The 14,439-nt window shown below is 68.4% G+C and carries 9 protein-coding genes; all 9 read left to right on the plus strand.

The annotated features are described in order from the left end of the window. Nucleotides 1-185: 185 nt before the first annotated feature. The 9 genes from ACQEVG_RS28455 to ACQEVG_RS28495 all read left to right on the plus strand — a co-directional run bounded on the left by ACQEVG_RS28455 (nucleotide 186) and on the right by ACQEVG_RS28495 (nucleotide 14,346). The gene (locus tag ACQEVG_RS28455; RefSeq protein WP_432988934.1) at nucleotides 186-5,666 is read left to right on the plus strand and encodes a HAMP domain-containing protein; all 5,481 of its coding nucleotides are present in this window, start codon (nucleotides 186-188) and stop codon (nucleotides 5,664-5,666) included. A gap of 244 nt (nucleotides 5,667-5,910) precedes the next feature. Next, on the plus strand, nucleotides 5,911-6,594 hold the full coding sequence (locus tag ACQEVG_RS28460) for a response regulator (RefSeq protein ID WP_360882358.1): 684 nt from the start codon (nucleotides 5,911-5,913) through the stop codon (nucleotides 6,592-6,594). Between the two features lie 115 nt (nucleotides 6,595-6,709). After that, a complete protein-coding gene (locus tag ACQEVG_RS28465) occupies nucleotides 6,710-9,460 on the plus strand; it encodes a DNA translocase FtsK (protein WP_432988937.1) in 2,751 nt (916 codons plus the stop codon). A gap of 189 nt (nucleotides 9,461-9,649) precedes the next feature. Continuing rightward, nucleotides 9,650-10,492 (plus strand): helix-turn-helix domain-containing protein, encoded by an 843-nt coding sequence (locus ACQEVG_RS28470; RefSeq protein ID WP_432988942.1) that lies wholly within the window; start codon nucleotides 9,650-9,652, stop codon nucleotides 10,490-10,492. 72 nt (nucleotides 10,493-10,564) lie between these two features. Continuing rightward, nucleotides 10,565-12,052: a 30S ribosomal protein S12 methylthiotransferase RimO gene (gene rimO, locus ACQEVG_RS28475; RefSeq protein ID WP_432988945.1), complete on the plus strand. Its 1,488-nt coding sequence runs from the start codon at nucleotides 10,565-10,567 to the stop codon at nucleotides 12,050-12,052. After that, nucleotides 12,049-12,714, plus strand: coding sequence for a CDP-diacylglycerol--glycerol-3-phosphate 3-phosphatidyltransferase (gene pgsA, locus ACQEVG_RS28480; protein WP_432988947.1), 666 nt, complete (start codon nucleotides 12,049-12,051; stop codon nucleotides 12,712-12,714). The genes rimO and pgsA overlap by 4 nt, the downstream gene beginning before the upstream one ends. Continuing rightward, on the plus strand, nucleotides 12,711-13,220 hold the full coding sequence (locus ACQEVG_RS28485; RefSeq protein ID WP_432988949.1) for a CinA family protein: 510 nt from the start codon (nucleotides 12,711-12,713) through the stop codon (nucleotides 13,218-13,220). The genes pgsA and ACQEVG_RS28485 overlap by 4 nt, the downstream gene beginning before the upstream one ends. 109 nt (nucleotides 13,221-13,329) lie before the next feature. Continuing rightward, nucleotides 13,330-13,713 (plus strand): helix-turn-helix domain-containing protein, encoded by a 384-nt coding sequence (locus ACQEVG_RS28490; protein ID WP_019889909.1) that lies wholly within the window; start codon nucleotides 13,330-13,332, stop codon nucleotides 13,711-13,713. A 162-nt stretch (nucleotides 13,714-13,875) separates the two neighbouring features. Beyond that, nucleotides 13,876-14,346 carry a Dps family protein gene (locus ACQEVG_RS28495; protein WP_432988952.1) on the plus strand — a complete coding sequence of 157 codons (471 nt, stop codon included), beginning with the start codon at nucleotides 13,876-13,878 and terminating at the stop codon, nucleotides 14,344-14,346. The last annotated feature ends 93 nt before the right edge of the window (nucleotides 14,347-14,439 follow it).

Raw genomic sequence — 14,439 nt, forward strand, 5'->3', positions numbered from 1 at the left:
GGATGCCAGGTTACTTACCTTCGCTGTCCGAGTGGATGCCGGTCGAGGCTGTTTCCGTCCTCCGGAGGCGGGGACGCTATGCGAAGCTGCCGAACTGTTATGGCCTGGTTCGGCCATGGTGAAACACTGGGCGGGCTGTCCCGAGACAGCGCGGGCAGTACGGTCAACCCTGCGGGAGGGACGCGGTGGAGTCTGGCGTGGCGGCGCGTGGCAACAGCACGCGCGCAAAAGGCGGACGGTCCCGGAGCAATGGGACAACCGAGGTGGATACGGCGGCCCTGAACAGGCTGCTGGCGGCCCTGGTGTCGATGCGTGACGGCAATTTCCGCCGACGTCTGACTGTGTCGGGCGATGGTGTGATGGCGGAGATTTCCGCTGTTTTCAACGAGGTCGCCGACCGTAACCTGCACCTGACCGGTGAGCTGGCGCGCGTACGCAGGATGGTCGGGCGCGAGGGGAAGCTGACGGAGCGGCTGGAGACGGGGGCCTGTGAGGGCTCCTGGGCGGCCGCCATCGACGCCTCCAACGCGCTGGTGGACGATCTGGCGCGGCCCGTGTCCGAGGTGGGGCGGGTGCTCTCGGCGGTTGCCGAGGGCGACCTGGAGCAGCGTATGGAGCTGCGCTCGCACGGCATGGACGGCTCGGACGGGTCCGTACGGCCGCTGCGCGGAGAGTTCCTGAAGGTCGCGCGTACGGTCAACAACCTGGTCGACCAGCTGTCGGCGTTCACCGACGAGGTGACCCGGGTGGCGCTGGAGGTCGGTACCGAGGGCAAGCTCGGTGGCCAGGCACAGGTGCGCGGTATGTCCGGTTCGTGGAAGGATCTCACGGATTCGGTGAACACGATGGCGTACCGGCTGACCGCTCAGGTACGTGACATTGCTCTCGTCACCACGGCGGTTGCCAAGGGCGATCTGTCGCGGAAGGTCACCGTCCATGTGGCCGGCGAGATGGCTCAGCTGAAGAACACCGTCAACACGATGGTCGACCAGCTGTCCTCGTTCTCCTCCGAGGTGACCCGGGTGGCCCGAGAGGTCGGCACGGAGGGCGAGCTGGGCGGTCAGGCGACGGTGCCCGGTGTGGCCGGTGTGTGGAAGGACCTCACCGATTCGGTGAACACCATGGCCGGCAATCTGACCTCGCAGGTGCGCGGTATCGCCGAGGTGACGACGGCCGTCGCCAACGGTGATCTGTCGCAGAAGGTCACGGTGAGCGCGCGCGGCGAGGTGGCCCAACTCGCCGAGACCATCAACCAGATGACCGAGACGCTGCGTACGTTCGCGGACGAGGTCACCCGGGTGGCCAGCGAGGTCGGTGCCGAGGGGCTGCTCGGCGGTCAGGCGCAGGTGCCGGGAGCCGCCGGTACCTGGAAGGACCTCACGGACTCGGTCAACACGGTCTTCCGCAATCTCACCACCCAGGTGCGGGACATCGCCCAGGTGACGACGGCGGTGGCGAACGGCGATCTGTCGCAGAAGGTCACCGTCGATGTGGCCGGCGAGATGCTGGAGCTCAAGAACACCGTCAACACGATGGTGGACCAGCTGCAGTCGTTCGGTTCCGAGGTGACGCGGGTGGCCCGGGAGGTCGGCGTCGAGGGCCGGCTCGGCGGTCAGGCCGGAGTGCCGGGTGCGGCGGGTACGTGGAAGGACCTGACGGATTCGGTGAACACCGCGTTCCGCAACCTCACCGGCCAGGTGCGGGACATCGCGCAGGTGACGACGGCGGTGGCGAACGGCGATCTGTCGCAGAAGGTCACCGTCAATGTCGCGGGCGAGATGCTGGAGCTGAAGAACACCGTCAACACGATGGTGGCGCAGCTGTCGTCGTTCGCCGACCAGGTGACGCGGATGGCGCGTGACGTGGGCACGGAGGGCCGGCTGGGCGGCCAGGCACGCGTCGACGGCGTCAGCGGTACCTGGAAGGAACTGACCGACTCCGTCAACTTCATGGCGGGGAACCTGACCTCGCAGGTGCGGCAGATCGCGCAGGTGACGACCGCGGTGGCCCGTGGCGACCTGTCGCAGAAGATCGATGTGGATGCCCGGGGCGAGATCCTGGAGCTGAAGAACACCATCAACACGATGGTCGACCAGCTCTCCGCCTTCGCCGAGCAGGTGACCAGGGTGGCCCGCGAGGTGGGCACGGACGGCCGGCTCGGCGGCCAGGCGCAGGTGCCAGGCGTCGCCGGTGTGTGGCGCGATCTGACCGACTCGGTGAACGGCATGGCCGAGAACCTCACCGGTCAGGTCCGTAACATCGCGCAGGTCGCAACGGCCGTGGCGCGCGGCGACCTGTCGCAGAAGATCGACGTGGATGCCCGGGGCGAGATCCTGGAGCTGAAGAACACCCTCAACACCATGGTCGACCAGCTCTCCAACTTCGCCGAGCAGGTCACCCGGGTGGCGCGCGAGGTGGGTACCGAGGGCATCCTCGGCGGCCAGGCGGAGGTGCAGGGCGTCTCCGGCACCTGGAAGGACCTCACCCAGTCCGTCAACTTCATGGCGAACAACCTGACTTCGCAGGTGCGCAATATCGCCGAGGTGACCACGGCGGTCGCCAAGGGCGACCTCTCCAAGAAGATCACCGTCGATGCCAAGGGCGAGATCCTCGAACTGGTGACGACGGTCAACACGATGGTCGACCAGCTGCTGGACTTCGCCGACGAGGTGACCAGGGTCGCCCGTGAGGTGGGTACGGAAGGTGTCCTGGGTGGCCAGGCGCGGGTGCGCGGCGTCACCGGCATCTGGAAGGACCTCAGCGACAACGTCAACCTGATGGCCAACAACCTGACCAATCAGGTGCGTAACATCGCCCGGGTCTCGGCGGCGGTCGCCAATGGTGATCTGACGAAGAAGGTGACGGTCGAGGCGCGCGGCGAGGTCGCCGAGCTGGCCGAGACCGTCAACACAATGGTGACGACACTGTCCTCGTTCGCCGACGAGGTGACCCGGGTGGCCCGCGAGGTGGGCACCGAGGGTGAACTGGGCGGCCAGGCCCATGTGCCGGGCGTTTCCGGTACGTGGAAGGACCTCACCGAGTCCGTGAACTCGATGGCCTCCAATCTGACCGGCCAGGTGCGTCAGATCGCCACGGTCACCACCGCCATCGCCAAGGGCGATCTCACCCGGAAGATCGACATCGATGCCCGGGGCGAGATCCTGGAGCTGAAGACCACCATCAACACGATGGTCGACCAGCTGTCCTCCTTCGCCGGGGAGGTGACCCGAGTGGCCCGCGAGGTGGGCACAGACGGGCAGTTGGGCGGTCAGGCCCGGGTGCGGGACGTCGACGGCACCTGGCGCGACCTGACCGAGTCGGTGAACGAGATGGCCGGGAACCTCACCCGGCAGGTGCGCGCCATCGCGGCCGTCGCCACCGCGGTAACCCGCGGCGATCTGAATCTCAAGATCGATGTGGATGCGGCCGGCGAGATCCAGGTCCTCCAGGACAACATCAACACCATGATCGCGAACCTTCGCGACACCACCCTGGCCAATGAGGAGCAGGACTGGCTCAAGGGCAACCTGGCCCGTATCTCCGGTCTGATGCAGGGCCGCCGGGACCTCGACGACGTGGCCTCGCTGATCATGAGCGAGCTCACACCGGTTGTCTCGGCGCAGCACGGCGCCTTCTTCCTGGCGATGCCGACGGGCGGCGGCGCCGATGTGTCGGGGAGCGGGGAGTTGTCGTACGAACTGTGCATGCGCGGCAGTTACGGCTACTCCGCAGGTCTGATGCCGACCTCCTTCCGGCCCGGCGAGACCCTGATCGGCACGGCGGCCGAGGAGAAGCGGACCATCCAGGTCAATGTGCCGCCGGGCTATCTGAAGATCTCCTCGGGGCTGGGCGAAGCCTCTCCGGCGTATGTGATCGTGCTGCCGGTGCTGTTCGAGGGGAAGGTCCTCGGCGTGATCGAGCTGGCGTCGTTCCAGCCCTTCACGCAGATCCAGCGGGACTTCCTGAACCAGATCGCCGAGATGATCGCGACGAGCGTCAACACCATCAGCGTCAATACGAAGACCGAGGTGCTGCTCAAGCAGTCGCAGGAGCTGACCGAGCAGCTGCGTGAGCGGTCGGCCGAGCTGGAGAACCGGCAGAAGGCGCTGCAGGCATCCAACGCCGAGCTGGAGGAGAAGGCCGAGCTGCTGGCGCAGCAGAACCGCGACATCGAGGTCAAGAACACCGAGATCGAGGAGGCCAGGCAGGTGCTCGAGGAGCGGGCCGAGCAGCTCGCGGTCTCGATGCGCTACAAGTCGGAGTTCCTGGCGAACATGTCGCACGAGCTGCGTACGCCGCTCAACTCCCTGCTGATCCTCGCCAAGTTGCTCGCGGACAACGCGGAGGGGAATCTCTCGCCGAAGCAGGTGGAGTTCGCCGAGACGATCCACGGCGCGGGTTCCGATCTGCTGCAGCTGATCAACGACATCCTCGATCTGTCGAAGGTCGAGGCGGGCAAGATGGACGTCAGCCCGACCCGTATCGCTCTCGTGCAGCTCGTCGACTATGTGGAGGCGACGTTCCGGCCGCTGACCGCGGAGAAGGGGCTCGACTTCTCCGTACGGGTGTCGCCGGAGCTGCCCGCGACGCTGCACACGGACGAGCAGCGGCTGCTGCAGGTGCTGCGCAACCTCCTGTCGAACGCGGTGAAGTTCACCGACAGCGGCGCGGTGGAGCTGGTGATCCGGCCGGCGAGCGCCGATGTGCCGCAGTCGATCCGCGAGCAGTTGCTCGAGGCGGGCTCGCTGCGGGACGCGGACGGCGATCTGATCGCCTTCTCCGTCACGGACACCGGCATCGGGATCGCGGCCGGCAAGATGCGGGTGATCTTCGAGGCGTTCAAGCAGGCCGACGGCACGACCAGCCGGAAGTACGGTGGCACGGGCCTGGGTCTGTCCATCAGCCGGGAGATCGCGCGGCTGCTCGGCGGCGAGATCCACGCGGCGAGCGAACCCGGCCGCGGCTCGACGTTCACGCTCTATCTGCCCCTTCACCCGAGCGAACTGCCGCCGCAGGGCTACCCGCAGCTGGCCCCCGGCGCGGCCGATCCGCAGGGCGCGGCCGACGACGGTGCGGAGGACGGGGTGCTGCACGCGCAGCAGGAGTCTTCCGCGCCCCTGGACGCGCACTCCGCTCCGGCCGCGCTCTTCCGGCGGCGGCGCAAGGCGCTGAACTCCATGGAGCAGCGGCGCGCGCTGCCCGGCCAGAGCGGCCCGTCGGCGGGTGTGGAGCAATGGGCCGGTGCGATCGGCAGCCAGGAGGTGCCCGAGCCGAGGCGGACCTTCACCTTCGACAGTGAGAAGGTGCTCATCGTCGACGACGACATCCGCAATGTCTTCGCGCTCACCAGCGTGCTGGAGCAGCACGGGCTGTCCGTGCTGTATGCGGAGAACGGCCGTGAGGGCATCGAAGTCCTGGAACAGCACGACGATGTGACGGTCGTACTGATGGACATCATGATGCCGGAAATGGACGGGTACGCGACGACGACCGCGATCCGCAGGATGCCGCAGTTCGCCGGTCTGCCGATCATCGCGCTGACTGCCAAGGCGATGAAGGGAGATCGCGAGAAGGCGATCGAGTCCGGAGCTTCCGACTATGTCACCAAGCCGGTGGATCCTGACCATTTGCTCTCGGTGATGGAGCAGTGGATGCGCGGGGAGTGACCGGGACCCGCACGCTTCTGCGCGGGTTGTTGACTGAGTGTGTCCGAAGGCGTGTGAGGCGTCGGTATTCGGGGAACCTTCTGGTCTCCCGCTACGTTTCTGCTACGTGCACAGTGACATCGCGGTGACAGGGTGTGGCGACAGGCGGGGTGCGGCTACCATGACCGGCACAAGGACGGGCGACGCAAGGGAGTCGTCCCCTGGGGCGGCGCCCGGTGCACTTCCGGGGCGAGGAGGACGGGCCATGGTGCAGAAGGCCAAGATCCTCCTGGTCGATGACCGGCCGGAGAATCTGCTCGCGCTGGAGGCGATCCTCTCTGCGCTCGATCAGACACTGGTGCGGGCATCGTCAGGGGAGGAAGCGCTCAAAGCGCTGCTGACGGACGACTTCGCGGTCATTCTGCTGGACGTCCAGATGCCAGGTATGGATGGATTCGAGACCGCCGCGCACATCAAGCGGCGGGAGCGGACCCGGGACATCCCGATCATCTTCCTCACCGCGATCAACCACGGCCCGCACCACACCTTCCGGGGCTATGCCGCGGGCGCCGTGGACTACATCTCCAAGCCGTTCGACCCGTGGGTGCTGCGCGCCAAGGTCTCGGTCTTCGTCGAGCTGTACATGAAGAACTGCCAACTGCGCGAGCAGGCCGCGCTGCTGCGGCTCCAGCTCGAGGGCGGCGGCCACGCGAGCGCGGGCGACAGCAAGGAGCCCGCGGGGCTGCTCGCCGAGCTTTCGGCACGGCTCGCGGCAGTTGAGGAGCAGGCCGAAGCGCTGTCCAAACAGCTCGACGACGACTCGGCGGACGCCGCCGCAGTCGCCACCGCGGCCCATCTCGAACGCAAACTGACAGGTTTGCGCCGGGCGCTCGACGCGCTGGAGCCCGGCACCGGCGGCGGTACGGCCGCGCTGCCCTCGCAGAATTGAACGGCTGCCCGGGGCTTGATGGAGCGTCAGCTCCCCGCTCCTTTCGGGGCGACACGAACGGGTGAGGTAGTAGGCACACGTGTCCACTGCCGTCGACACCGGTAACCTCACCACCATGGCCTCACGTACGTCCGGCAAGAGTTCCCAGGGCGCGGCGGGCACCGCGAAGCCGCGGGCCGGCCGTACGACCGGTGCCGCGAAGAAGGCGGCGCCCGCCAAGAAAGCCGCCGCCAAGAAGACCGCGCCCGCGAAGAAGGCACCCGCGAAGAAGGCGGCGGCCAAGAAGGCAGCGGCGCCCAAGCCCGCGCCCTCACCGACGGGGGGCGTGTACCGCCTCGCGCGCGCACTATGGCTCGGTCTCGCGCACGCCGTGGGCGCGCTGTTCCGCGGCATAGGGCGTGGCGCGAAAGGTCTCGACCCGGCGCACCGCAAGGACGGTCTGGCGCTGCTGCTGCTGGCCCTCGCGCTGATCATCGCCGCCGGCACCTGGTCCAGCCTGAGCGGGCCGGTCGGCGATCTCGTCGAGATGCTGGTGACCGGCGCCTTCGGCCGGCTCGATCTGCTGGTGCCGATACTGCTGGTCGTCATCGCCGTACGGCTGATCCTGTATCCCGAGAAGCCCGAGGCCAACGGGCGGATCGTGATCGGACTGTCCGCGCTGGTCGTCGGAGTGCTCGGGCAGGTTCACATCGCCTGCGGTTCGCCGGGCCGCGACGCCGGCACGGAGGCGATGCAGGACGCGGGCGGGCTGATCGGCTGGGCCGCGTCCAAGCCGCTGATCCTCGCCATGGGCGAGGTGCTCGCCGTACCGCTGCTCGTGCTGCTCACCGTCTTCGGCCTGCTGGTGGTCACGGCGACGCCCGTCAACGCCATCCCGCAGCGGCTGCGGCTGCTCGGCTCCAAGCTGGGCCTCATGGACCCCGCATCCGAGGCGGCGGAGGACGACGAGCGGTACGAGCAGCAGTGGCGCCAGGCCGTCCCCGGCCGCGAGCGCCGCTCGTCCGCGCGCCGGAGCGAAGCGCCGGAGGACTACGACCCGGACCACGCCGAGGAGGAGGCGCTGTCCAAGCGGCGGCGGCCGCGCAGGGCCTCCGTGCAGCCCGCCATGGACCGGCCGATGGACGCCGTGGACGTGGCCGCGGCGGCGGCCGCGGCCCTGGACGGTGCCGTACTGAACGGCATGCCGCCGTCGCCGCTCGTCGCGGATCTCACCCGGGATGTCACCGCCGAGCGGCAGCGGGCCGCCACTCCCGTGCCGTCCGCGCGCGAGCCCGAGGAGTCCGAGCCGAAGGAGCGCGGGTCCAAGTCGCCGGTACCGGATCTGACCAAGTCCGCGCCCGACGACTCCCAGCCCCTGCCGCCACGCGCCGAGCAGCTGCAGCTCTCGGGGGACATCACCTACTCCCTGCCGTCCCTGGACCTGCTGGAGCGCGGCGGCCCCGGCAAGACGCGCAGCGCCGCCAATGACGCGGTCGTCGCCTCGCTCAGCAACGTCTTCATGGAGTTCAAGGTCGACGCGGCCGTCACCGGCTTCACCCGCGGTCCGACGGTCACGCGGTACGAGGTGGAGCTCGGCCCGGCCGTGAAGGTCGAGCGGATCACCGCGCTCACCAAGAACATCGCGTACGCCGTCGCCAGCCCCGACGTACGGATCATCTCGCCGATTCCCGGCAAGTCCGCGGTCGGCATCGAGATCCCGAACTCCGACCGCGAGATGGTCAACCTGGGCGATGTGCTGCGGCTCGCGGACGCGGCGGGCGACGAGCATCCGATGCTGGTGGCGCTCGGCAAGGACGTCGAGGGCGGCTATGTGATGGCCAACCTCGCGAAGATGCCGCACGTCCTGGTGGCGGGTGCGACCGGCTCCGGAAAGTCCTCCTGCATCAACTGCCTGATCACCTCGGTGATGGTGCGGGCCACACCGGAGGACGTACGGATGGTGCTCGTCGACCCCAAGCGGGTCGAGCTCACCGCGTACGAGGGCATCCCGCACCTGATCACGCCGATCATCACCAACCCCAAGCGGGCCGCCGAGGCGCTGCAGTGGGTCGTGCGCGAGATGGATCTGCGCTACGACGACCTCGCCGCGTACGGCTACCGCCATATCGACGACTTCAACCAGGCCATCCGGAACGGCAAGGTCAAGCCGCCCGAGGGCAGCGAACGCGAGCTGACGCCGTATCCGTATCTGCTGGTCATCGTGGACGAGCTGGCCGATCTGATGATGGTTGCGCCGCGTGACGTGGAGGACGCCATCGTCCGCATCACCCAGCTGGCGCGGGCCGCGGGCATCCATCTGGTACTGGCGACACAGCGGCCCTCGGTCGACGTCGTCACCGGTCTGATCAAGGCGAATGTGCCCTCACGGCTCGCGTTCGCGACCTCCTCGCTCGCCGACAGCCGGGTCATCCTCGACCAGCCGGGCGCCGAGAAGCTGATCGGCAAGGGCGACGGCCTGTTTCTGCCGATGGGGGCGAACAAGCCGACCCGTATGCAGGGCGCCTTCGTCACCGAGGACGAGGTCGCGGCGGTCGTCCAGCACTGCAAGGATCAGATGGCCCCGGTCTTCCGGGACGACGTCGTCGTCGGCACCAAGCAGAAGAAGGAGATCGACGAGGACATCGGCGACGATCTCGATCTGTTGTGCCAAGCCGCTGAGCTGGTGGTATCCACCCAGTTCGGATCGACGTCGATGCTCCAGCGAAAGTTGCGCGTGGGTTTCGCCAAGGCGGGCAGACTGATGGATCTGATGGAGTCGCGGAACATCGTCGGGCCGAGCGAGGGCTCCAAGGCGCGTGATGTTCTGGTGAAGCCTGATGAGCTGGATGGAGTGCTCGCCGTAATCCGCGGGGAGTCTCACTCGTAACTGTTCCGAGAGCAACCGTTTCCCTCAGTCGTACGTCAAGTTGGAGGGAGGGACAGCCAGATGTCCCATCATCAGGATGCCCGGCCATTCTGATGGCGTACAAACGCCCTCCGCCCGGTTGCCCCACCCTTTCGTACCACCCATAGACTGAACCTCCAGCAGGTGGCTACACGCTCGAAAGGCGCCCCCGTGTCCATCGGCAACTCCCCCGAAGACGACCGGCCTTCCATCGAAGACGACCAGCCTGCGATCGAAGACGACCGGCCTTCGATCGGTCGTGCGCTCCAGGAAGCACGTATCGCCGCAGGTCTGACCGTTGACGAGATCAGCTCCTCCACCCGGGTGCGCATCCCGATCGTGCAGGCGATCGAACAGGACGACTTCTCCCGCTGTGGCGGCGACGTCTACGCGCGCGGGCACATCCGCACGATCGCGCGTGCCGTCGCGCTCGATCCCGATCCGCTCGTCGCGCAGTACGACGCGGACCACGGCGGGCGTCCCGCCCCCACGCCTGCCGCGCCGCTCTTCGAGGCAGAACGCATCCGCCCCGAACGCGGCCGTCCCAACTGGACCGCCGCCATGGTCGCCGCGATCGTCGCCGTGATCGGCTTCGTCGGCTTCACGCTCATCAACGGCGGGGACGACGGTGGCAAGGGCAGCCATGTGGCGGAGGGCCCGGCGCCCCAGCAGAAGCCCAGCCCGACGAAGCCGACCAAGACCGCGGAACCGAAGCCGGACCCGTCGGACAGCGCGATTGCGGCGGTGCCCAAGGACAAGGTGACGGTGAAGCTCTCCGTCCTGGAGGACAAGAGCTGGATCTCCGCCAAGTCGCACAACGGCAAGCTGCTCTTCGACGGCACGCTGCTCAAGGGCGAGTCCAAGACCTTCCAGGACGATGAGCGGGTCGATCTGATCCTCGGGAACGCCGGGGCGATCGAGCTGTATGTGAACGGCAAGAAGGTCGAGGACCAGTTCGAGACCGGCCAGGTCGAGCGACTGTCGTACACCAAGGGCGACCCCGAGGTCGGCTAGCGGGTCGAGCACGACGGGGGCTGGGAACCCTCGGGGCCAGGGCGTGGGTCAGGACAAAGTAGTCTTGAGCCCATGCCCGAACGCCGTACCGTCGCCCTTGTCACTCTTGGCTGCGCCCGTAACGAGGTGGACTCGGAGGAGCTCGCAGGCCGCTTGGCAGCGGACGGCTGGGAGCTCGTCGAGGAAGCCGCAGACGCGGATGTCGCTGTCGTCAACACCTGCGGATTCGTCGAGGCCGCCAAGAAGGACTCCGTCGACGCCCTGCTCGAAGCCAACGATCTGAAGGACCACGGCAGGACCCAGGCCGTGGTCGCCGTCGGCTGCATGGCCGAGCGGTACGGCAAGGAGCTCGCCGATGCGCTGCCCGAAGCCGACGGAGTGCTCGGCTTCGACGACTACGCCGACATCTCCGACCGCCTGCAGACAATCCTGAACGGCGGCATCCATGCCTCGCACACCCCGCGCGACCGGCGCAAGCTGCTGCCGCTGAGCCCGGTCGAACGGCAGGAGGCGTCCGGTGTGGCGCTGCCCGGCCACGCGCAGGCTCCCGAAGACCTTCCGGAAGGCGTCGCTCCCGCGTCCGGGCCGCGTGCGCCGCTGCGCCGCCGCCTCGACACCAGTCCCGTCGCCTCGGTGAAGCTCGCCTCCGGCTGCGACCGGCGCTGCTCCTTCTGCGCCATCCCGTCCTTCCGCGGCTCGTTCATCTCGCGGCGGCCGAGCGATGTCCTCGGCGAGACGCGCTGGCTGGCCGAGCAGGGCGTCAAGGAGATCATGCTGGTCTCCGAGAACAACACGTCCTACGGCAAGGACCTTGGAGACATCCGCCTTCTGGAGACCCTGCTGCCCGAGCTGGCGGAGGTCGACGGCATCGAGCGGGTCCGGGTCAGCTACCTCCAGCCCGCCGAGATGCGCCCCGGGCTGATCGAGGTCCTCACCTCGACGCCGAAGGTCGCCCCGTACTTCGACCTGTCCTTCCAGCACTCCGCGCCGGACGTGCTGCGCGCGATGCGGCGCTTCGGCGACACCGAGCGGTTCCTGGAGCTGCTGGAGACCATCCGCGGCAAGGCCCCGCAGGCGGGCGTGCGGTCCAACTTCATCGTCGGCTTCCCCGGCGAGACCGAAGCGGACTTCGCCGAGCTGGAAAGCTTCCTCACCGGGGCGCGCCTCGACGCCATCGGCGTCTTCGGCTACTCCGACGAGGACGGCACCGAGGCCGTCTCGTACGACAACAAGCTCGACGCCGACGTCATCGCCGAGCGCCTCGAGCACCTGTCGCGCCTGGCCGAGGAGCTGACCGCGCAGCGCGCCGAGGAGCGCCTCGGCGAGAGCCTCGAGGTCCTGGTGGAGTCGGTGGACGGCGAGGACGGCGCGGTGGGCCGCGCGGCACACCAGGCGCCCGAGACCGACGGCCAGGTCGTCTTCACCACGGGCGAGGGGCTCGTGCCCGGTCGTATCGTCGTGGCGAAGGCCGTGGGTACGGAAGGCGTTGACCTGGTGGCCGAATACTGCGGCTTCCTGGGGGGCAACCCCCAGACCCCCGGCGAGGAGGCGGCCAGATGACCGGAGTGCCGGCATCCGCGGGGGGCGGCACCGGTAGGCCTGCGCCCGGCGGCAAGCTGGGCGCTGCGGCCGTCAATCAGGCCAGCCTCTGGAACATCGCCAACATCCTCACCATGGTGCGGCTCGTGCTCGTGCCCGGCTTCGTCCTGCTGATGCTGCAGGACGGCGGATACGACCCGGCCTGGCGGGCCTGGGCGTGGGCGGCCTTCGCCGTCGCCATGATCACGGACGTCTTCGACGGCCATCTGGCGCGTACGTACAACCTGGTCACCGACTTCGGGAAGATCGCCGACCCGATCGCGGACAAGGCGATCATGGCCGCCGGGCTGATCTGTCTGTCGGCGCTCGGGGACCTGCCGTGGTGGGTGACCGGCGTCATCCTCTTCCGCGAGCTGGGGATCACGCTGATGCGGTTCTGGGTGATACGGCACGGAGTGATTCCGGCCAGTCGCGGCGGCAAGGTGAAGACTCTCGCGCAGGGCACGGCGGTCGGGATGTACGTCCTCGCGCTGACCGGGCCGCTGGCCACTTTGCGCTTCTGGGTGATGGCGCTCGCCGTCGTGCTGACGGTGGTAACCGGCCTCGACTATGTGCGACAGGCGATTGTGCTGAGGCGCAGGGGACTGGCCGCCGAGCGGGCCGCGGCGGGAGAGCAGCCGTGAGCACCGCGGCCAGGGTGCTGGCGCTGCTCGCGGAGCGTGGCGAGACGCTGGCCGTCGCCGAGTCCCTGACCGGCGGTCTGGTGGCCGCGGAGCTCACCGCCGTCCCGGGGGCGTCGAAATCCTTCCGCGGCTCCGTCACGGCGTACGCGACCACTCTGAAGAGGGACGTTCTCGGCGTCGACGGAACCCTCCTGGCGGAGCGTGGCGCGGTGGATCCCGAGGTCGCACTGCGGATGGCGGCCGGTGTGCGTGAGGTGCTCGGGGCCCGCTGGGGCATCGCGACGACCGGGGTGGCGGGGCCGGAAGCGCAGGACGGGCAGCCGGTCGGGACGGTCTATGTGGCCGTCGCGGGGCCGGACGGAGCACAGAAAGTCGCCGCTCTGCGGTTGAACGGTGACCGGGCGGAAATCCGTAGAGAGAGTGTACGGAGCGTACTCGAGCTGCTCTCCGGCGAACTGCACGAAAATGCGCGGACACAGGATACGGAACAGAACGGGGGGACTTGATGTTTGCAGCCCTGAGTGAACACGACATCGCTCCCCGCACGGCCGCGGCACGAGGCGGTACGGTGGGGCGTGAAGGATGCGGCTACGCGGTCCGAGGAGGGAGCCACCGATGATTCTGCTCCGTCGCCTGCTGGGTGACGTGCTGCGTCGGCAGCGCCAGCGCCAGGGCCGTACTCTGCGCGAAGTCTCCTCGTCCGCCCGAGTTTCGCTCGGCTATCTCTCCGAGGTGGAACGGGGGCAGAAGGAGGCTTCCTCCGAACTGCTCTCCGCGATCTGCGACGCGCTTGACGTACGGATGTCCGAGCTCATGCGTGAAGTGAGCGACGAGCTGTCGCTGGCCGAGCTGGCCGAGTCGGCAGCGGCGAGTGAGCCGGTGCCTGCGCCAGTACGCCCGATGCTCAATTCCGTCTCCGTGACGTCGGTGGCGGGTGTGCCGACGGAGCGGGTGACCATCAAGGCGCCTGCGGAGGCGGTCGACGTCGTCGCCGCCTGATCCGTACGGCTCTGTACGGCCTGGTTTGCAGCTGAGCCCCGGTCGCTGCCCTTGAGGGCAGTCGGTCGGGGTTTTCGCTTCCCCCGGATGCCTGTTTTGCGGCGGTTGTGCCATCGTGGGCGGTAGTCGTGGACAGTAGCTGCGAACCGAGTGGAGGACACCGTGTCTGTCGTGAAGAGCCCTCTGTCCGAGGCGGACCTCAAGACGGTCGGCGATGCGCTGCGGGGCGCGCTCGTGGATCTGGTGGATCTCGGGCTGGTGGCCAAGCAGGTCCACTGGAATGTCGTCGGGCCACGCTTCCGGTCCGTCCATCTGCAGCTCGACGAGGTGGTGGACACGGCGCGGATGCACTCCGACACGGTGGCCGAGCGTGCGTCGGCGATCGGTGTGCCGCCGGACGGGCGGTCCGCGACGGTGGCGAAGCAGAGCGCGATCGGCCCGGTGCCAGAGGGCTGGATCAAGGACGGGGACGCCGTACAGACGCTGGTGGACGCGCTGGGGGCGGTGGTCGGGCGGATGCGGGAGCGGATCGTGGCGACCGCCGATCCGGATCCGGTGAGCCAGGACATCCTGATCGGGCTCACGGCGGACCTGGAGAAGCATGCGTGGATGTTCCAGGCGGAGAGCCAGTAGGGGACAGCCGGCCGTGAGGTTGCCGGCACTGTGCGCGCCGGGTCTGCATCCGGTGCGCCCTCCCGGTGGGTGAATGCGCCGGTCTAGCGTGGG

Source organism: Streptomyces sp. CA-135486 (assembly GCF_050936555.1).
Classification (GTDB): domain Bacteria; phylum Actinomycetota; class Actinomycetes; order Streptomycetales; family Streptomycetaceae; genus Streptomyces.